Origin of the sequence: Pseudomonas sp. G166, from assembly GCF_037027455.2 — a bacterium.
Lineage (GTDB): Bacteria > Pseudomonadota > Gammaproteobacteria > Pseudomonadales > Pseudomonadaceae > Aquipseudomonas.
This window is the reverse complement of the sequence record NZ_CP146985.1, coordinates 1598285-1616355: the sequence shown is the minus strand read 5'-3', so window position 1 is coordinate 1616355 and position 18071 is coordinate 1598285. Positions and strand designations below refer to the sequence as shown.

At 59.5% G+C, this 18071-nt stretch carries 19 protein-coding genes and 1 tRNA gene; 6 read left to right on the top strand and 14 right to left on the bottom strand.

From position 1 onward, the window contains the following. Window positions 1-68: 68 nt before the first annotated feature. The 3 genes from SGN16_RS07295 to SGN16_RS07285 form a co-directional block, all read right to left on the bottom strand. Entirely contained in the window at window positions 69-710 is a 642-nt protein-coding gene (locus SGN16_RS07295; RefSeq protein WP_210643316.1) for a class I SAM-dependent methyltransferase, read from the bottom strand. A gap of 70 nt (window positions 711-780) precedes the next feature. Further along, complete coding sequence (locus tag SGN16_RS07290; RefSeq protein WP_335943616.1) at window positions 781-2430, bottom strand: phosphoethanolamine--lipid A transferase; 1650 nt, start codon at window positions 2428-2430, stop codon at window positions 781-783. A gap of 153 nt (window positions 2431-2583) precedes the next feature. Beyond that, window positions 2584-3966 (bottom strand): glutamine synthetase family protein, encoded by a 1383-nt coding sequence (locus SGN16_RS07285; RefSeq protein WP_335943615.1) that lies wholly within the window; start codon window positions 3964-3966, stop codon window positions 2584-2586. Window positions 3967-4482: 516 nt separating this feature from the next. On the opposite strand from SGN16_RS07285, the gene SGN16_RS07280 reads away from it, so the two are divergent. Then, window positions 4483-5415, top strand: coding sequence for a LysR family transcriptional regulator (locus SGN16_RS07280; RefSeq protein ID WP_335943614.1), 933 nt, complete (start codon window positions 4483-4485; stop codon window positions 5413-5415). 3 nt (window positions 5416-5418) lie between these two features. Here the strand turns inward: SGN16_RS07280 and SGN16_RS07275 are convergent, their stop codons facing one another. Continuing rightward, complete coding sequence (locus SGN16_RS07275; protein ID WP_210643312.1) at window positions 5419-5784, bottom strand: 5-carboxymethyl-2-hydroxymuconate Delta-isomerase; 366 nt, start codon at window positions 5782-5784, stop codon at window positions 5419-5421. 104 nt (window positions 5785-5888) lie between these two features. Continuing rightward, window positions 5889-6812: a LysR family transcriptional regulator gene (locus SGN16_RS07270; RefSeq protein ID WP_210643311.1), complete on the bottom strand. Its 924-nt coding sequence runs from the start codon at window positions 6810-6812 to the stop codon at window positions 5889-5891. A gap of 166 nt (window positions 6813-6978) precedes the next feature. Here SGN16_RS07270 and SGN16_RS07265 point away from each other — a divergent pair, with 166 nt between their 5' ends. From SGN16_RS07265 to SGN16_RS07255, 3 genes are all read left to right on the top strand, one after another. After that, window positions 6979-7170 carry a DUF1508 domain-containing protein gene (locus SGN16_RS07265; RefSeq protein WP_210643310.1) on the top strand — a complete coding sequence of 64 codons (192 nt, stop codon included), beginning with the start codon at window positions 6979-6981 and terminating at the stop codon, window positions 7168-7170. Between the two features lie 115 nt (window positions 7171-7285). Beyond that, the gene (locus tag SGN16_RS07260) at window positions 7286-8092 is read left to right on the top strand and encodes an AraC family transcriptional regulator (RefSeq protein ID WP_210643309.1); all 807 of its coding nucleotides are present in this window, start codon (window positions 7286-7288) and stop codon (window positions 8090-8092) included. Window positions 8093-8193: 101 nt separating this feature from the next. Then, entirely contained in the window at window positions 8194-8565 is a 372-nt protein-coding gene (locus SGN16_RS07255; protein WP_210643308.1) for a cupin domain-containing protein, read from the top strand. Between the two features lie 41 nt (window positions 8566-8606). Here the strand turns inward: SGN16_RS07255 and SGN16_RS07250 are convergent, their stop codons facing one another. The 7 genes from SGN16_RS07250 to dapA all read right to left on the bottom strand — a co-directional run bounded on the left by SGN16_RS07250 (window position 8607) and on the right by dapA (window position 15159). Beyond that, window positions 8607-9377 carry a phytanoyl-CoA dioxygenase family protein gene (locus SGN16_RS07250; protein WP_335943613.1) on the bottom strand — a complete coding sequence of 257 codons (771 nt, stop codon included), beginning with the start codon at window positions 9375-9377 and terminating at the stop codon, window positions 8607-8609. Window positions 9378-9390: 13 nt separating this feature from the next. Then, window positions 9391-11025 (bottom strand): methyl-accepting chemotaxis protein, encoded by a 1635-nt coding sequence (locus SGN16_RS07245; RefSeq protein WP_210643306.1) that lies wholly within the window; start codon window positions 11023-11025, stop codon window positions 9391-9393. A 445-nt stretch (window positions 11026-11470) separates the two neighbouring features. Further along, window positions 11471-11560, bottom strand: a tRNA-Ser gene (locus tag SGN16_RS07240). An 83-nt stretch (window positions 11561-11643) separates the two neighbouring features. Beyond that, window positions 11644-12357 (bottom strand): phosphoribosylaminoimidazolesuccinocarboxamide synthase, encoded by a 714-nt coding sequence (gene purC / locus SGN16_RS07235; protein WP_016963914.1) that lies wholly within the window; start codon window positions 12355-12357, stop codon window positions 11644-11646. A gap of 27 nt (window positions 12358-12384) precedes the next feature. Continuing rightward, window positions 12385-13143 (bottom strand): MBL fold metallo-hydrolase, encoded by a 759-nt coding sequence (locus SGN16_RS07230; protein ID WP_210643305.1) that lies wholly within the window; start codon window positions 13141-13143, stop codon window positions 12385-12387. Window positions 13144-13147: 4 nt separating this feature from the next. Beyond that, window positions 13148-14263, bottom strand: coding sequence for an outer membrane protein assembly factor BamC (gene bamC, locus SGN16_RS07225; RefSeq protein WP_210643304.1), 1116 nt, complete (start codon window positions 14261-14263; stop codon window positions 13148-13150). Between the two features lie 17 nt (window positions 14264-14280). Next, complete coding sequence (dapA, locus tag SGN16_RS07220) at window positions 14281-15159, bottom strand: 4-hydroxy-tetrahydrodipicolinate synthase (protein WP_210643303.1); 879 nt, start codon at window positions 15157-15159, stop codon at window positions 14281-14283. A 316-nt stretch (window positions 15160-15475) separates the two neighbouring features. Here dapA and SGN16_RS07215 point away from each other — a divergent pair, with 316 nt between their 5' ends. Together SGN16_RS07215 and SGN16_RS07210 are read left to right on the top strand one after the other, a co-directional pair. Beyond that, entirely contained in the window at window positions 15476-16036 is a 561-nt protein-coding gene (locus SGN16_RS07215) for a glycine cleavage system protein R (RefSeq protein ID WP_210643302.1), read from the top strand. A 10-nt stretch (window positions 16037-16046) separates the two neighbouring features. Next, window positions 16047-16520 carry a peroxiredoxin gene (locus tag SGN16_RS07210; RefSeq protein ID WP_210643301.1) on the top strand — a complete coding sequence of 158 codons (474 nt, stop codon included), beginning with the start codon at window positions 16047-16049 and terminating at the stop codon, window positions 16518-16520. A gap of 117 nt (window positions 16521-16637) precedes the next feature. On the opposite strand, the gene SGN16_RS07205 is transcribed toward SGN16_RS07210, so the two are convergent. Together SGN16_RS07205 and SGN16_RS07200 are read right to left on the bottom strand one after the other, a co-directional pair. After that, window positions 16638-17708, bottom strand: coding sequence for an AI-2E family transporter (locus SGN16_RS07205; RefSeq protein WP_335943612.1), 1071 nt, complete (start codon window positions 17706-17708; stop codon window positions 16638-16640). A 30-nt stretch (window positions 17709-17738) separates the two neighbouring features. Next, window positions 17739-17978: a sulfurtransferase TusA family protein gene (locus SGN16_RS07200; RefSeq protein WP_335943611.1), complete on the bottom strand. Its 240-nt coding sequence runs from the start codon at window positions 17976-17978 to the stop codon at window positions 17739-17741. Between the last annotated feature and the right edge of the window lie 93 nt (window positions 17979-18071).

Sequence of the window (18071 nt, the reverse complement as noted above, 5' to 3'; positions counted from 1 at the left end):
GCAGGAGCCTGAGAGAAATAGCCTGCGCAAAGACAAGAATAGTCCTACATCTGGGCTTACATCAGGACTTAACCGGCCTTACGCAATACATAAACCCGCGTCATCGCAAAACCGGGCAAGAAATCCTGATACCACAGCACCGTAAAACCGGCCTGACGAAACTCGGCTTCGACGTCAGACTTGCCGACCAGACTACTTTGCGGAGGATGGCCGATTTTAAGGCGCCTTTCGATCTGGACCGACACGATCACCGTGTCGCGACTGACCCGATGAAATTCGCGCAGCAGCGCCAGGCGATGCTCGCTGGCGTTGACGTGCCGAAACAGTTGCAGACAAAAAATACAATCGACCGCGTTGGCCGACAGCCCGATGGTAAACGCCGAACTCGGGAACGTCTTGACCCGCTTGAGCAACGCGCCGCCATGGTGGGTGAGCGCATGCTCAAGCATGTCCGGCGAAGGGTCCGCCGCCAGGATCACCCGGTTGGCGTGCTCGGCCAGCACCGGCCAGAACCGTCCCGCCCCACATGCAACATCGAGCACCAACCCCGGCTCGCCGGCCACTTTCAGGGCGTTACGCACCATTTGCTCGTCACGCCAGAACGTAAAGCGCAGCCGACGAGGCGTCGGCTGACAGCAGACCTGCGCATGCTCCTGGTCGTGATGCCTGGCGAACTCAAGCTCGACATTGGATGGGGGTAACCCGGACATACGAACGGCTCTTGGGGAAAAGGGTGGATGACAGGTTAAACGGCCATGCGTGAAAAAAAGGTGTAGGCAGTCATTCCCGCGCCAACACTCCGTCTATCACCGCACCGCGACAACTGGCAAACAGGTCCAGGTCCTGGTTGTAAACCTTGCTGTTGACTTCCAGCAGCCCGAGCATCGAGTGAAACAGGTTGTCCTGGCTCAAGGGCTTTTGCCGACTCAGTTGCAGGCAATGGGTATCGACCGAGAACGCCTTCTGATAGCTGTCGGAGAACCAGGCCAGCATCGCCACATGTTTCTGTTGCTCTGGGGCAAGCATGTACGGCGTGCCATGGAGGAACAGGTTGTATTCGCCCAAGGATTCGCCATGGTCCGACAGGTACAACATGGCCGTATCGACTTTGTCCTGATTGGCCCGCAGCAAGTCGATCAGGGTCGAGAGCACATGATCGGTGTACACCAGGGTGTTGTCGTAGCCGTTGACGATGCTCTCGCGGCTGCAATTGTTCAGCGCGTTGCTTTCGCACACCGGGGTGAAATGCTCATACTCCTTGGGATAGCGCTTGAAATACTCCGGCCCGTGGCTACCCATCTGATGCAGGACCAACACCGTGTCCTTGTCGAGGGTATCGATGAAATGCTGCAAACCCTGGAGCAGGATTTCGTCGCGGCATTCGCTGCTCGCGCACAGGGTTGGGTCCTTCAGATTGCTCACATCCTGCACGATGACCCGGTCGCAGGTGCCCTTACAGCCGGACTGGTTGTCACGCCAGATCACCTCCAACCCGGCGCGCTTGAGCACATCCAGCAGCCCTTCTTCATTCTTGGCCTTGCTGGCGTCGTAGTTCTTGCGCCCCATGTTGGAAAACATGCATGGCACCGACACAGCGGTTTCAGTGCCGCAGGAATGCACGTCGGTGAACGCGATCAGGCCGGCCTCTTTGTCCAACGTCGGGGTGGTATCGCGTTTATAACCGAGGATGCCGAAGTTCTCGGCACGGGCGCTCTCCCCCACCACCAGTACGGTCAGGGACTTACGGGCGTGGGTTTGCCAAACGGGGTTGCGACTCGCATCCTCACCCAGCGGGAGGAACGGTTGCTTGGCAGACGCTACCTGTTCACGCAAATAGCCGATCGAAGCGCCGATGTAGTTGCTCGGCACGACCATCAAGTGCAACTCGTGGTGATTGCGAAACAGCGAAGACAACCCCTGGTAGTTGGCCAGGGCGACCACGCCAATGACGGCGGCCGACGCCACACCGAAAATCAACTTACTTAATAGCTCTTTGGGCCAGCGGCGATAGTTGATCGGTGTCTTGTATAACAACCAGGACGGCAATACACCCAATAGACCGAGGTAGGCAAATAACTTCAGCGACAATAGGTCGCGGACTTCCGTGGCATTGGTTTCAGCGAAATTGCGCAACATGCCGGCGTCGATCAGTACGCCATATTGCGCCATGAAATAAGCCACGCCAGCGCTGATCAGGAACAGTAACATCAACAATGGCTTGAGCACCGGACGGAACGCCAGCAGCGTCAACACCAGATTGAACGCAGCGAAAATCATCACGCCAAACGCCACGCACAACAACGTGCCTCGACCGTCAGCCGCCGTGATCGTGAGCAGGTGTTGCCAGAGAATTACGTTGAAACCCACTAATAGAAAGGCACTGGCGACCAGCGTCACCCACTCCGGGCGCACGGCTTTAATAGTCAGCATGATGGTTGACGGTTTCCTGAAAGTTACTCTTTTAAAAAGAAGTGCCGAAAAGAATGTGAAAAATTCGTTCCCCCTACGGCACCACAAACTTTAGGTAGTCCACCATCAATTTTTCGTGAAAAAGTTGCCATTAAATAATTTTTTAAGCGGCCGTCAGGCCTGATTCAAATACCAGCGCCAATCCTGCTCACCCACTTCCCCCATGAACTGACGGTACTCGGCGCGCTTGACCGCCAAGTAAACACCGAGGAATTCGTCGCCGAAGGCGTCCCGCGCCCAGGTCGACGTCTCAAGGGCGCGCAGGGTGGTGAGCCAATCAGTGGGCAATAACTCAGTCGCCTGGGCGTAACCGTTGCCTTCGACCGGCGTCCCGGGATCGCACTGTTCACGGATACCACGATGGATGCCGGCCAGTATCGCGGCGGCAGCCAGATACGGGTTGGCATCGGCGCCACAAATGCGATGTTCGATATGCCGTGAGAAAGCCGGGCCGCCGGGAACTCGCAGGCTCACGGTGCGGTTGTCCACCCCCCAGGTCGCCGCCAGCGGCGCGTAGCTGTTGCTCTGGAATCGACGATAGGAATTGGCGTTGGGACAGAACATCAGCAGCGAATCGAGCAAGGTGTCGAGCATCCCGCCTACCGCCTGGCGCAGTAACGGCGTGCCATCAGCCGCTTCGCTGGCAAACAGGTTGTGGCCATCGCGGTCGGCGAGGCTGACGTGCATGTGCATGCCGGAGCCCGCAAGGTGATCGAAGGGCTTGGCCATGAAACACGCCACCATGCCGTGCTTATGCGCCACGCCCTTGACCAAGCGCTTGTAGCGCACCGCTTCGTCCATGGCCTGCAGGGCATCGGTGCGGTGTTCAAGGGTGATCTCCACCTGGCCCGGCGCGTATTCGGAAATAGCTGTGCGGGCCGGTATGCCCTGCAGCTTGCACGCCGCATAAAGGTCCGCCAGGAAGGGTTCGATCTGCTCCAGTTCACGCAAGCCGTAGACCTGGGTGGCGCGTGGCCTGCCGCCGTCAGCGTCTCGCGCCGGTTGCGGTCGGCCCTGGCTGTCACGTTGTTCGTCCAGCAGATAAAACTCCAGCTCCGCCGCCATCACCGGGTAATAACCGTCCGCCTGCAAGGCCTCGATCACCCGGCTGAGCAGATAACGCGGATCGGCGATCGTCGCCGGCATGCCCTCTTGAGGATGCATGCTGACCTGCACGGCAGCCGTGGGAATCAGCCGCCACGGCATACGCTGCAAACTGCCACTGATGGGATAGGCCCGGCAATCGATGTCACCGACATCCCACACCAGTCCGGAGTTTTCCACATCATCGCCATTGAGGGTCAAGCCCAGAATCGTACTGGGCAATGGTCGACCGCTTTCGAACACCGCCAGCAATTCGTCCCGATGCAACAACTTGCCCCTAGGCACGCCATTGTTGTCGAGAATAAACAGTTCGAACAGCTCGATGTCCGGGTGTTGCGCCAGGAATGCTTGGGCTTGTTGCACGGGCGCGAAAGAAAAACTGGAAAGGCTCATGGGAAGGCTCGCATTGACGTGTCGGACGGGCGATGAGGCGCCGTCAGTACGTGTTCGCCATCAGCGAACACCGTTGATGATCAACAGCAGATACGAGCATCCGGAGGACGTGCATGGCGACAATGCCAGAGCGCCCAAAAAGCCAGTTCAGAGGGCAGCGCGCACAGTGAGGGGGTAACGGCAGGCGTGAATCGGCCGACCGAGCCGACCACGGCGGATGACGAGTAGTGGAATGCCGCGGGCCAACCGTCCATAAACGCATCACAGGAAATACACCCTGGAAGCGTCCCACGGCACCAAGGGTCGATAAACACTGATTTGATGGAGCTTGGATCAAACCAGGCTAAACAATGGCAAACAAGCCAAGCGTTAGTCGACCCGTCGTGTTCACAACATTATCTGTCCCACTCCCGACCGTGAAACAGCCTCGATGGCATTTTCTTGGGACGATCGTTCCGTTAGGATCGACAGCTGATTGCGCAAGATCCGCGCAAGGAGCACAGCGAGACAGAACGGATGCTGAACAGTAACTCCCTCAGAAAGCTCGATATGCAGGACCTCATGGTGTTTAGCGCCGTGTATGAGCAAAGCAGCGTCACCGATGTATCCGAGGCATTGTGTGTCAGTCAGTCAACGGTCAGTTACTGCCTCAAGAAACTGCGAACCTGCTTCGAAGACGAGCTGTTTATCAACACCCGTGCCGGCATGCGACCCACCTATAAAGCCCGGGGCATGTACGATCATGTGCGCGCCATCCTGCAAAGCATCAACTCGTGTCACGCCGGTGCGCCGACGTTTGATCCGCGCCGGCAAGCCGTCACTTTCAATATTTGCGCACCGGAGTACTTTGAGCACCTGATCCTGCCGCCCCTGCTGCAAGGCTTCGATTACGCTGACCTGCCAGTGGTAGTGAACGTGCACAGGCTCGAAGCCGACATTCCTGCCCAAGAACTGCGTGACGGCACACTGGACCTGGTGATCTGCTTCGGTCCGAACTTTCACAGCACCCATGCCGATTTCAAATCCCGACAGTTGCTGGAGGAGGACCTGGTTTGTGTGGTGGATAAACGGGCGACGCCGCTGGATCCGCAACTGAGCCTTCAGGCGTTCCTGGGGCGCCGGCACGTTTTCCCGACGCCCTGGAACTCGCCCACCAACATGGTGGATGGCTGGTTGTCACAGCAGGCACATCAACGCCAGCTTGCCGCGCGCGCCAACAGCTACAGTGCAGCCTTGAAGATGATTACCGGCACAGACTTCATCCTGACCCTACCCCGCCGTATCCAGAAATTGCTGGCCAACGAGGCGATCTTCAATTACCACGAAGTGCCCAAGGGCCTGCCGGGGTTTACTTTGAACATGCAATGGAGCCTGGCCCTCGATCAGGACGGCGCCAACGCCTGGCTACGCGAACAGATCATCAAGACCTGCGCCACAAGCCGAGCCTGATCGTCATTGACCGATCAAGGCCTTGGCATACGACTCTCGGTCGATGTCGAGGATCTCCACGCACAGTTGCACGCTGACCCCGGCCGGCCATGGCCCCAAATCCTGGATTATCGCCAGCAGACTAGCGGACAGTTGTTTCTTGATTTCCGGCGAGCGGCCACTCAGCAAGGCCAGTTTCACGTGTACGAAACCACGCTCGCCCAGACTCGTACCCACCCGGAAAGTCTCGTGCTTCACGGCCCGGCTCTTGATATCCAACTCGGCGGCGAATTGACCGGAGGCCACCAGCGCATTGTTCAGGCGCATCAGTGCAGCATCGGCGTTTAGCTCGGGCAGGTTGGCGGTGTACTCCATGTGCAGGTGAGGCATGTGTTCGACTCCCATTCGAAAATATGACCAAGTGGTTTCAACCGTCGCAACCATACCTCGACTTTCTTCTTTTTACGCAGGATTTGTTTCGCCGCTTTGCGCTGTCAGGGGCGCCCCGAAACGCCACCCTCGCCCATGAACGCCTCCAGCCGGGAGCGCAACCAGCGTTCGGCCGGATCGCTGTCGACATGGCTCAGCCAGACCATGGACAAATCCAGGGTCGGGGTCTTGAAAGGAAAGGGTTCGCTGAACAATTGGCCGGAAGCGGCCATGGCGACGGCGGTATAGTCCGGCAGGCTGGCGAGCAGGTCAGTACCGGCCAGCAGCGCCGGCAACGCACTGTACTGCGGCACGGACAACACGACTTGGCGCTGACGACCGATCTCGGCCAACCATTCGTCAACGAAACCGGAGACGTTGGCGGTGTGGGACACCAGCACATGCGGTCGCGAGCAATATTCGTCGAGCGTCAGTGGCGTGTCCGATGCATCGGCTCGCAAAACGCTGGGCCGGATGTGGCGTAGCAGTTTGCGCTTGGCGTTGGCCGGTAGCCCACGGGTCTGGCTGATACCCACGGTTATGTCACCACTCGCGAGCAAATCGGGGATACGCCAGTAATCGACGTGCTGGACCACGAATACGATGTGCGGCGCTTCCTCGCGCAGACTGCTCAACAGCGGCGGCAACAGGCCAAACTCGACGTCATCCGACAGACCGATGCGAAACGTCATGGTGCTGCTGGAGGGATCGAAATCATGGGTCAGGCTCAGCGCCACCGACAGCGAGTCCAGCGCCGGCGACAGATGCTGGATGATCTCCTCGGCTCGAGCCGTCGGTTCCATGCGATGGCCGACGCGAATAAACAGCGGGTCGTTGAACAGCGTACGCAATCGATTGAGGGCCGAGCTGATGGTCGGCTGGCCCAGGAACAGCTTTTCCGCTGCCCGAGTCACGTTGCGCTCAAGCATCAGCGTCTCGAAAACCACCATCAGATTGATATCGGCCTTGCGCAATTCGTTGCGGTTCATCCATGGCTCCCGTTACGAGTCAGTTAGAGCAAAGGGCTGTAATTGTTGGCAATATCTCATAACCATTGGAAACGTATTTGCGATAGCGAAAACGAACGGCTTGGCTAGGCTTGAAACGACATGTGCAATGCATGTCTTGAATGAGTTAATCGCATGGAGCGAACCGATGTATTTTGAAATCTACAGGCAGACCCGAGGCACCCCAAGCAGCGGAAAAGGCCAATGGCGCTGGCGTTTGAGAGCGGGCAACCACGAAACGATCGCCAGCGGCGAATCCTATGTGAACAAGGCTGACTGCCTTCACGTCATCGGCCTGATCAAAAATGTTCAGGGCGAGACGCCCGTGAAGGAAATCTAGACAGCCCGCGCGGTATCGACCCGTAAGCTGCTCCGGTGTGAGCAGCTTTCTGCGGCCTCAACCCGGGCCCGCCAGAAAGGTATCGTGTACAAACAAAAGCGAGAGGCCAGTCCCAATGATTCAATCCAACCACAATCGCGACTGGCTGGTGCGGGCGCCTGAGTCCAGGAAGCTGGAACGCATCGAAGCCTATTTCAGTGGCCATGGCTACACCACCCACCGGCATGACACCTACGCCATCGGGGTCACGCTTTCCGGTGTCCAGAGTTTCAATTACCGGCACAGCAAGCGTCATAGCCAGCCCGGTGGAACCATCGTCCTGCACCCGGATGAGGTTCATGATGGTGAGGCGGGGACGAGCGATGGCTTTCGTTACCGGATGTTCTACATTGAACCGTCATTGATCCAGCAAGTGCTGGGCGGCAGACCGCTACCCTTTATCGAAGGTGGGTTATCGAGCGACCCTCGCCTCAATATCGCCACCCGCAGGTTGTTGAACAGCATGGATCATCGCCTCGACCCGCTGGAGGAAGAGGACGCCATCTACGACGTGGCCCAGGCACTCGATATCGCCGCGGGCGACCGGCGCGGGCGGCGCTTGCTCGATTACCCGGCGGCGGAACGTGCACGCCTGTTCATCCATGATGCCCTTGACCAGGCCATTACCCTGGATGACTTGGTCCAGGCAAGCGGTCGGGACCGGTGGAGCCTGTCCCGGGACTTTCGTGCGCTGTACGGCACCAGCCCCTATCGCTACATCACCCAGCGTCGCTTGAATGAGGCCCGTCGCCTGATATTCCACGGCATGCCGTTGAGCGATGCCGCGCTGGCCAGTGGCTTCTTCGATCAGAGCCACATGACCCGGCTGCATACCCAGGCGTTCGGTATCTCACCGGCACGCTGGCTGAAAATGCTCCGCTGAAGCCCAAGCCTGGCGCTGCAAAAGCTGCACGATCATGCAATACCGCCTCCGACCAGGACAGTAAGGTGGCGCTTATCCCCTCACAACACGAGCATGCCCCGATGACCATTCAATACTCGCCCATCAACTTCGCTCAAAAGTACGCCCTGTTCCAGGAACAATGGACGCCGAAAGTCGTGGCTGAAATGAACGACTACCAATTCAAGATCGCCCGGCTCGAAGGTGACTTCGTCTGGCACAGCCACGCCGACACCGATGAAACGTTTATCGTGCTCGAAGGCGAACTGCGGATCGACTTTCGTGACGGTGCGGTGACGATTGGCCCCGGCGAGATGTACGTCGTCAAAAAGGGCATCGAGCACAAGCCCTTCGCCGCCCGGGAAGTGAAGCTGCTGCTGATCGAACCTCGTGGCGTCATCAATACCGGCGAGCAAACCAATGAGCGAACGGCAGTCAATGACGTCTGGATCTGAGACTACTTCCCCATCCTTGCCCCGTTGAATACGCCAGGAACTCAATCGTATTCAGCTTCCTGGTGATCACCCAAAAGGCGTCGTTGGCGAGGTGTCGCTGCAGCCAGCACGACCGGATTGAATTGCCAGTGCAGGTAAGGCGAGAACTTCTGCGCGACCATCCGCCGGCCATAGTGCACCTGCAGCAGGTAGCGCGTGCGGTCGGCGGTCCGGTTGTCGCTGCCGGCATGCCATAACTCGCTGCGCAGCATCAGCACATCGCCAGCCCGACACAACACCGGTTGGGCGGATCGCCCCCGCCACTGTGTCTCGCCCGTCATTGGCGCCCGCCCCGCCCGATGGCTGCCAGGGATGACGCACGTAGGACTCAAGTCGGCATCGATGTCATCAAGGTAAAACTGCGCGGTGCAAATCTGCATCGGCAACTCAAACGCTGGATCGATCAGCAGATCTGGCGGCAATTCCATCACCAGATAGTCCAGGTGCAAGGGGGCCCCGACAAACCCAGGATGGCAGCGCCAGGCCGTCTGGCCGATGATATGGCAGTCCTCCCCCAAAGCCGCCTCCGCCAACTCGATCACCCCGCTCATATCCAGAAATGGCAGCCAGAACGGATCGCGATTGAAGACACATTTGTAGTGGTCAATGACGCCGCTGTAGTCCCAGTGTTGGGGTTTGAGTTGATCGACTGCACGGCGCAGATCGATGATCTGCGCGCTGTTCAACACTGCGGGCAAAAGGACAAAACCGTCCTGATGCAAGGCTTGCTGGCGGTCCTTGGTGAGCGCCGCCAAAGATTCGCAAGTGCCCACGCTCGCCCCTGCCTCAGACCCGGAAGCGGCCAGTCAGCTCAGCCAGACTCATCGACAGGCTGGAAAGCTGCCGACTGGCCTGCATGCTCTGGGCGGAGTTCTCCGCCGCTTCGTTGGACAAGTCACGGATGTCGGAGATGTTGCGAGCTATCTCCTCGGTGACACTACTTTGCTCTTCGCACGCGCTGGCAATCTGCGCGGCCATGTCGTTGATCCGTCGTATTGACCCACCAGTGCCGCTGAGTACCTGATCGACGCCCGCGGCGCGCTCGACACTGTCGCGGGCCTTGGTGCTACCAACGTGCATGGCTTGTACGGCCTTGGCGACACCGGCTTGCAGACGCTCGATGCGAACCTGGATGTCTTTGGTCGAGTCCTGGGTACGCGCCGCCAGCGCCCGGACTTCGTCGGCCACGACCGCGAACCCGCGGCCTTGCTCGCCGGCCCGCGCAGCCTCGATGGCGGCGTTCAGCGCCAGCAGATTGGTTTGTTCGGCGATGCCTCGAATGACCTCGAGTACCGCGCCAATGCTGGAGGTCTCCTGGGCCAATGCCTCGATGGTGCCAGAAGCGCTTTCCACTTCCTGGGCCAGTTGGCGGATCGACTCGATGGTGCTGCTGACAACCTCGGCGCCATCGCGGGACTGACTGGTGGCTTGCTGCGCGGCGTCCGAAGCATTCAGCGCGCTGTGGGCCACCTCATGCACGGCGGCGCTCATCTGGGTCGCGGCCGTACTGACCTGATCGAGCGCCGCATGCTCGCTGCTGATCAGTTTGTCGTTGGTAGCCGCCATGTTGGCCATGTTACGCGCCGCGGCATCGACCTCCCCGGTCACCCGGCCCACCTCGGCAATCAGCGGCTGCAGCTTGTCGAGAAAGCGGTTGAAGGCACCGCTAAGCTGCCCCAACTCATCAGCCGAACGCACCTCGAGCCGCCCCTTCAGGTCACCGCCACCTTCGGCAATTTGCTCAACCCGGTGCAGCAACCGACGCATTGGACGCAGCACAACCATTGGCAGGGCAACAATCAGCAGGATGCAACCGAGCAGCCCCACCAACAGAATGCCACCTTGTTGCACCCCCACGGCCTGACCATGATCGATCGCTGCCTGCCCCTCGCGAAGCGCTGCTTCATCCTCCAGCTCGCCAAGCTTGTCGATGGCATCGCGCATGGTATCGAACTTACCTTCACCATCACCAAAACTCAGGGTGCTTGCCGCTTGCGGATTGCTCGCGGCCAGCTCGACGACCTGCCGCGATACCTGCGACCACTGGGCAAAGCGGTCATTGAACTGACTAACCAGCGCAAGCGCCTCGGCCCCCGGCTGCATCGAGGCATATTTCTGCACACGATCATAAGCCTGCTTCAGGTTGTCCCTATGGCTGGCACGCAGAGCCTCCAGATGCCCCCCCGCATTGCCACCGAGCAGGCTGCGCTCGGCCACAAAAGCCTGGTAGAGATCGCGATCGGCATTGAGCAACAGGCTGATGGCCGGCAAATTACGCTTGGTCAGCTGTGTGCTCGACTGCGTCACCTGATCGATGCCACGCATGCCCGACCACCCCATCAGCACTAGCAACAGCGCCAGGAAAGCAATTGGCAGGGTGATTTTCCAGCGGAAGCCAAGATCGGCAAAGAACCGCGGCATGGGGGGACACTCCTTTGATTGGATTGCCTTACCTATCGGCAAGCATGACTTGAGCTATAGACCATTAGTCTAGTTGTCACAATGAAGTACTGGGGCTGGGAGGGCCGCACGAACAGATTTTTTGTCGTGGGAAAAACGTTTGCGGGGGACAGATATCGCCTTGAAAAGGGCGCCGGACAAGCTCGGTGTCCGAGAGTAATTTCTGACAGCCCCCACCACGGTACGATGAGATATCCCAGGTGACTCAGTGGTCCAAGCTATCTCGCGTCTAAGTCTCCCGCCCCTTTTCCAAGTCGACAGTCAACCTATCAAACGCATCCACAGAGCAGGCTCGGACGGCAGCATAACGAGTCTTTTTGGCCCAAAACTGTCCTGAACCAAAACGCAGAAACGAAAAAGCCCCTGAAATGTTCAACCATTTCAGGGGCTTAGTCGTATTCAATAATGGCGGAGAGATAGGGATTTGAACCCTAGGTACTGTCGCCAGTACAACGGATTTCGAATCCGTCCCGTTCGGCCACTCCGGCATCTCTCCAGTGGCGCGCATCATACCAGCACATTTGTCGGAAGCGAACCCCCGAGCGAAATTTTTTCCGTGCTATCAGATGCTTGCGTCGATTACAGCGGTACACCCAGACGCTGGGCGACTTCTTCGTAGGCTTCGATGACATCACCAAGGCCCTGGCGGAAGCGGTCCTTGTCCATCTTCTTCTTGGTGGCCTTGTCCCAGAGGCGGCAGCCATCCGGGCTGAATTCGTCGCCCAGGACAATGGAACCGTCGCTGAACACACCGAATTCAAGCTTGAAGTCCACCAACAGCAGGCCGGCGTCGTCGAACAGCTTGCTCAGCACTTCGTTGACCTTGAGGGACAACTCCTTCATGCGAGCCAGTTGCTCGGCGGTGCCCCAACCGAACGCCACGACATGGGATTCGTTGATGAACGGGTCGCCCTTGGCGTCGTCCTTCAGGAACAGCTCGAAGGTGTAGGGGTTGAGCTTCATGCCCTCTTCCACGCCCAGGCGCTTGACCAGGCTACCGGCGGCGTAGTTACGCACGACGCATTCGACCGGGATCATGTCCAGTTTCTTGACCAGGCATTCGTTGTCGCCCAGCAGCTTGTCGAACTGGGTCGGCACGCCGGCGGCTTCGAGTTTCTGCATGATGAAGGCATTGAACTTGTTGTTCACCATGCCCTTGCGGTCGAGCTGTTCGATGCGCTTGCCGTCGAACGCCGAGGTGTCGTTGCGAAACAGCAGGATCAAGCGGTCAGCGTCGTCGGTCTTGTAAACCGATTTGGCTTTGCCGCGGTAGAGTTCTTCACGTTTTTCCATGATGGGCTCCGCTTGCTAAGTAGTGGGCTAGGCGATATGTCGCCAGTCGAGCCCTGAATCTTGATCGGCCAGTTGCAGCCAGTCCGGGTCGCACCCTAGGGTGTCGACGAAACATTGCCGGGCCAGCTGCGGCAGGTTGTTCTTGCTGCTCAGATGGGCCAGGACCAGGTGTTGCAGGCCTTGCCAGCCCAACTCGGCCACCAGGAACGCCGCCTGATGGTTGTTCAAATGTCCGCGCTCCCCGCCTACCCGCTGCTTGAGGAAGTACGGGTAGTAACCGCGCGCCAGCATGTCGCGGCAGTGGTTGGACTCGATCATCAACGCATCGAGGTCCCGATAGCTGTCCATCACCCGCTCGCAATATGACCCCAGGTCGGTGAGCAAGCCGAAACGCCGCTCGCCGTCGCAGAACACATATTGCGTCGGCTCCCGGGCATCGTGCGCCACGCTGACCACACTGATATCCAGGGCACCAATGCGCAGTTGCTCGCCCCCGGCCACGAAACCAGCGGGCTCGATGGGCTTGCGCAGGCCACCCAGCGTTCCGCGACTGAGGTAGACCGGCAGATTGTAGCGCCGAGACAGCAAACCCACGCCATGCACGTGATCGGCATGTTCGTGGGTCACCAGTATCGCGCTCAGTTGCGCCGGATGCACACCCAGGCGCAACAGGCGCTTCTCGGTTTCCCGCAGGGAGAAACCACAATCGACCAGCACATACGTGCCGGCGCTGGCTACCAGCGTGCCGTTGCCCTGGCTACCGCTGCCGAGAACGGCAAAACGCATCGGATCAGCCCAGGTTGTCCTGAATCACGCCCAACACCTTGCGGGCCACATCGGCCGGCGCCACGGTGTTGATGTTCTTCTCGACGGTCACCTGAACGTTGTCGCCCACCTTGCTCAAGCGAACCTGATAACGCTCGGCGCGCGCTTCAACTTCTTCCTTGTCCGGCTTGCCGCCGAACAGACCGCTGAAGAAGCCAGGCTTCTCGTCTTTCTTCTCGGCCTTCTCGGCGAGGTTGATGTAGTACAGGCCCAGGCTGCGGTTGATGTCTTCAACCCGCCATTCGCCCTGCTCCAGTGCACGGCCAACACTCGACCAGGCACGGTCCAGGTCGGAGCCGACGTTGAGCACCGGGTTGCCGCTGCCATCTTCGCTCAGGCTGACACGGCTCGGCGCATCGAACTCCTTGGACGCCAGCATCGAGACCGAACCACCCTGCTCGGCGGTACGACTCATGCTGGCGAGCATGTCGTCCACCAGCGCAGCGTCGAGGCCGGTATTGACCGAACGGTTGGTAAACGCCACGTCAGCGGTGCTACCGGCAGGACGCTGGGCGCTGACCACATAGACTTCACTGGTATTGCGCTGCACGCCCGGCTCGATACGCACCCGCACGCGGCTTTCGCTGTCGGCAGCGACGCCGGCGGCGCTCATGCGCTTGGCCATGGCAGCGGACAGCTCATCGGAACGTTGCCAGGTGGTGGTGAACTCACCCGTCTGCGGACGTTGTTCGTCCAGGCGGAAACCGTTGTCCTGGAAGAACTGGATTGCCACGGGCCAGACTTCGGCCGGTGGATGCTGGGCCATGACCCAGCTCGAATCGCCACTCTTCTGCAGGGTGTAGTCGCTGGCATCGGCCATGGCCGACAGCGGCTGCGGACGTGGGACAACGTATTCGCCCTTGACGCTGTCGTCGGCCACGTTGCGCGGGATCGGCAGCAGCGGATCCAGGCGTTTGGCGACGCTGACATCAGGTGGCAGTTGCATCGGTGCAGTCTGTTGCGCCTGCAGGTAATCGCTACCCCGGTCGCGGAAATAACCTTCCGGCCCCCAGATCCATCCGCAGCCGCTGGTGCTGGAGATAATCAAGGCAAGTGCGGAAAGTCCGGCCATTCGCTTCATGCGTTGTACTTCCTCAATTAAACCAGGACGCCGGACTGGCGCATGGCCTGCCGCAGCGGTTCGTGACAAGGAGTGCTCAGCCAGGTCAGTGGCAGGCGGATGCCTTCGTGCATCAAGCCCATTTCAACCAAGGCCCACTTCACCGGGATCGGGTTGGCTTCGAGAAACAGGTTTTTGTGCAGCGGCATCAGTTTTTCGTTGAGTGCCCTTGCGGTTTCGGCATCGCCCTTGAGCGCGGCCTCGCACAGGTCGGCCATTTCGCGCGGCGCGACGTTGGCGGTGACGGAAATATTGCCCTTGCCGCCCATCAGGATCAGCTCGACCGCGGTCGGATCATCGCCGGAAAGGACGATGAAATCCTTGCTCACGCCATCGAGGATGGCTTTGGCGCGGGTCAGGTCGCCGGTGGCTTCCTTGATGCCGATGATGTTCGGGACGGTGGAGAGGCGAATCACGGTCTCGGCCTGCATGTCGCAGGAGGTGCGGCCGGGAACGTTATAGAGGATCTGCGGGATATCGACCGCTTCGGCAATATGCTTGAAGTGCTGGTACAAGCCTTCCTGGGTCGGTCTGTTGTAGTACGGCACGACCAGCAGGCAGGCATCGGCGCCGGCTTCCTTGGCGTTGCGGGTCAGCTCGACGGCTTCGCGGGTCGAGTTGGCACCGGTACCGGCGATAACAGGAATCTTGCCGGCGACCTGCTTGACCACGGCACGGATGACTTCGATATGCTCGTTGACATCGAGGGTTGCCGACTCGCCGGTGGTACCGACGGCGACAATGGCATGGGTGCCGTTGTTAAGGTGGAAGTCCACGAGTTTGCTGAGGCTGGCCCAGTCAAGACGCCCTTGTGCATCCATGGGTGTGACCAGTGCCACCATACTGCCCGCAATCATGAAACCGCTCCTGCCGGAAAAAGAGAGCGGTAATGGTACTGGCGCCAAGATGCTTGTACAAGCGAACTACCATTCCCCTTGGCGATGGTTTTCGCTACCCTTCATGCTTTGATCGGTACTGATAAGCTCATTCACCGGTTCCCAGCCTCCGTTTTCGTCGCCACAAGCCCCGATCCTGCGTTTGTCCTGGTGCGTTCCCGTCGTCCTCGGAACGCAGCGCAACCCCAGGCCCAGGGCTTGAGCCGTTCGTTTATCCGGGCCTGACGCCGTGTCGAGCTGCAAAAGTACCGACCGCTCATCGCTTTAGGAATGCTGCATGTCCACCCCCACAGTCCGCGAACAATTCCTTGTTATCAGTGCCCTTGGCGCCAACCCCATGGAGCTGACTAACGTCCTGTGCCGCGCCAGCCATGAAAATCGCTGCGCCGTCGTAACCTCTCGCCTGACCCGCCATGGCGAATGCAGTGCACTCGTGCTCGAAATCTCCGGCAGCTGGGACGCCCTGGCCCGCCTGGAAGGCAGCCTGCCGGTGCTGGCCAAGAAACACGCCTTCACCGTCAACGTCGTGCGCAGCGCCGCCCTGGAGAACCGTCCCCAGGCCCTGCCCTACGTGGCCTATGTGAGTTCGGCCTATCGGCCGGACATCATCAACGAGCTGTGCCAGTTTTTCATGGACCATCAGGTCGAGCTGGAAAACCTGACGTGCGACACCTACCAGGCCCCGCAGACCGGCGGCACCATGCTCAACGCCACGTTCACCGTGACCCTGCCGGCCGGCACCCAGATCAGTTGGCTGCGCGATCAGTTCCTGGATTTCGCCGATGCGATGAACCTGGATGCACTGATCGAACCGTGGCGCCCACAAAACCCAATGTAAGGAAGCGTTCATGGCCGTTGCCGTCGACCAGCCAGTTACCGATTTCCAGGCGCCCGCCACCAGCGGGCAGACCATCAGCCTCGCCGCCCTCAAAGGCCAGCAGGTGGTGATCTACTTCTACCCCAAGGACAGCACCCCGGGCTGCACCACCGAAGGCCAGGGTTTTCGGGACCAGTATGCGCAGTTCAAGGCCGCCAACACCGAGGTGTTCGGCGTTTCCCGGGACAGCCTCAAGTCCCACGAGAACTTCAAGTGCAAACAGGAGTTTCCCTTCGAGCTGATCAGCGACAAGGACGAAGCCGTCTGCCAGTTGTTCGACGTGATCAAGCTGAAAAAGCTGTATGGCAAGGAGTACCTGGGTGTTGATCGCAGCACATTCCTGATCGACAAGGACGGCGTGCTGCGCCAGGAATGGCGTGGCGTGAAGGTGCCTGGGCATGTGGATGCGGTGTTGGCGGCGGCTCAGGCGCTGAACAAGGCCTGAGGTTTTCGTTGCCTGCTCTGGCGCTATCGCGAGCAGGCTCGCTCCCACAGGGTTCTATGCCACCACGCAGGCTCAAAGTGGGAGCGAGCCTGCTTGCGATGAGGCCATAAGCATCCGCTACAGCAACGGCGCCACAATCGGCTCCTTGCTCGGCCACGCATCCAGCACCGCCTTGAACAGCGTCGCCAGGGGAATTGCGAAGAACACCCCCCAGAACCCCCACAACCCGCCAAACAACAACACCGCACAGATGATCGCAACCGGATGCAGGTTCACCGCCTCGGAGAACAGCAGCGGTACCAGCACGTTGCCATCCAGGGTCTGGATGATCCCGTAGACCGCCATCAGATAAATGAACTGGTCGCTCCAACCCCATTGGAACAGCGCAATCAACGCCACAGGCACGGTTACCACGATGGTGCCGACATAGGGCACCACCACCGAAATGCCCACCAGCAACGCCAACAGTGCGGCGTAATTGAGGCCCAGGGCCACGAAACCGACATAAGTCACCGCGCCGCAGATAAAAATCTCAATGACTTTTCCGCGAATGTAATTGGCGATCTGGCGGTTCATCTCCTGGGCTACCCGGGTAATCAGCGCTCGCTCGCGGGGCAGATAGCCACGGACCCAACGCCCGATCATTTCCCGGTCCTTGAGAAAGAAAAACACCAGGATCGGTACCAGCACCAGGTAGATCATGATGTTTACAAGGAGTGGCAAACTGGACAGCGAAAACGTCAGCGCCCACTGGCCGAACTTGCCGATCTGGCCGCGCACCACTTCGATGGCCTGCAACACCTGCTCGTCAGACACCAAGTGCGGGTAACGCTCGGGCAGCAGCAACAGCACGGACTGCCATTTGGCGAGCATCCCCGGCAACTCGTTGAACAGCGTCACCAACTGGTGCCAGAGCAATGGCACGATCACGACGATGAACACCAACAACAAGCCCATGAACAGGGCGAACACCAAGCCTACCGCCACCGCACCCGGCAACCGCAAGCGCTCCAGCGTCGTGACCAATCCTTGCATCAGGTACGCCAGCACCATCCCCGCCAGCACCGGCGCCAGCATTCCGCCCAGGGTAAGGACCGCAGTAAAGGCCAGGAACAGCAGCACTGCCAGCACCACAGCCTCTTCGTCGGAGAAGTAGCGCTGGATCCAGTCGCGTAACACTTTGAACATTAAAAATCCTTAAGAAACACTGTCGATTTTTCAGGCTTTCTTCAGCCAGTAACGGTAGACGCCGCTATCGTCTTCTTCATGCAGCAGCGTATGACCGGCCAGTCGGGCGAAGGTGCGGAAATCCCGCTGGGAGCCCGCATCCGTCGCGGTCACCTTGAGCACCGCACCGCTGGCCAGGCGATTGAGTTCCAGCTTGGCCTTGAGCAACGGCAGCGGGCAATTCAGGCCGCTGGCGTCCAATTCGGCATCGTGGGCTACAGCATCGGTCATCGGTTCACTCCGCAGCAGTGGTTGAGCGGCTTAGAATATCTGGTCCCGCGCCCGGTGTCCGGCTACAGTAGGGTCTTTGTCGACTAAGGCTCC

Coding starts and splice junctions, on each gene's coding strand:
- SGN16_RS07280 (WP_335943614.1), top strand. CDS start 4,483: ATGCTGAACAGTAACTCCCTCAGAAAGCTCGATATGCAGGACCTCATG.
- SGN16_RS07230 (WP_210643305.1), bottom strand. CDS start 13,143: ATGCGTTTTGCCGTTCTCGGCAGCGGTAGCCAGGGCAACGGCACGCTG.
- purC (WP_016963914.1), bottom strand. CDS start 12,357: ATGGAAAAACGTGAAGAACTCTACCGCGGCAAAGCCAAATCGGTTTAC.
- SGN16_RS07260 (WP_210643309.1), top strand. CDS start 7,286: ATGATTCAATCCAACCACAATCGCGACTGGCTGGTGCGGGCGCCTGAG.
- SGN16_RS07290 (WP_335943616.1), bottom strand. CDS start 2,430: ATGCTGACTATTAAAGCCGTGCGCCCGGAGTGGGTGACGCTGGTCGCC.
- SGN16_RS07295 (WP_210643316.1), bottom strand. CDS start 710: ATGTCCGGGTTACCCCCATCCAATGTCGAGCTTGAGTTCGCCAGGCAT.
- SGN16_RS07215 (WP_210643302.1), top strand. CDS start 15,476: ATGTCCACCCCCACAGTCCGCGAACAATTCCTTGTTATCAGTGCCCTT.
- SGN16_RS07275 (WP_210643312.1), bottom strand. CDS start 5,784: ATGCCTCACCTGCACATGGAGTACACCGCCAACCTGCCCGAGCTAAAC.
- SGN16_RS07270 (WP_210643311.1), bottom strand. CDS start 6,812: ATGAACCGCAACGAATTGCGCAAGGCCGATATCAATCTGATGGTGGTT.
- SGN16_RS07210 (WP_210643301.1), top strand. CDS start 16,047: ATGGCCGTTGCCGTCGACCAGCCAGTTACCGATTTCCAGGCGCCCGCC.
- SGN16_RS07245 (WP_210643306.1), bottom strand. CDS start 11,025: ATGCCGCGGTTCTTTGCCGATCTTGGCTTCCGCTGGAAAATCACCCTG.
- SGN16_RS07200 (WP_335943611.1), bottom strand. CDS start 17,978: ATGACCGATGCTGTAGCCCACGATGCCGAATTGGACGCCAGCGGCCTG.
- bamC (WP_210643304.1), bottom strand. CDS start 14,263: ATGAAGCGAATGGCCGGACTTTCCGCACTTGCCTTGATTATCTCCAGC.
- dapA (WP_210643303.1), bottom strand. CDS start 15,159: ATGATTGCGGGCAGTATGGTGGCACTGGTCACACCCATGGATGCACAA.
- SGN16_RS07255 (WP_210643308.1), top strand. CDS start 8,194: ATGACCATTCAATACTCGCCCATCAACTTCGCTCAAAAGTACGCCCTG.
- SGN16_RS07285 (WP_335943615.1), bottom strand. CDS start 3,966: ATGAGCCTTTCCAGTTTTTCTTTCGCGCCCGTGCAACAAGCCCAAGCA.
- SGN16_RS07265 (WP_210643310.1), top strand. CDS start 6,979: ATGTATTTTGAAATCTACAGGCAGACCCGAGGCACCCCAAGCAGCGGA.
- SGN16_RS07205 (WP_335943612.1), bottom strand. CDS start 17,708: ATGTTCAAAGTGTTACGCGACTGGATCCAGCGCTACTTCTCCGACGAA.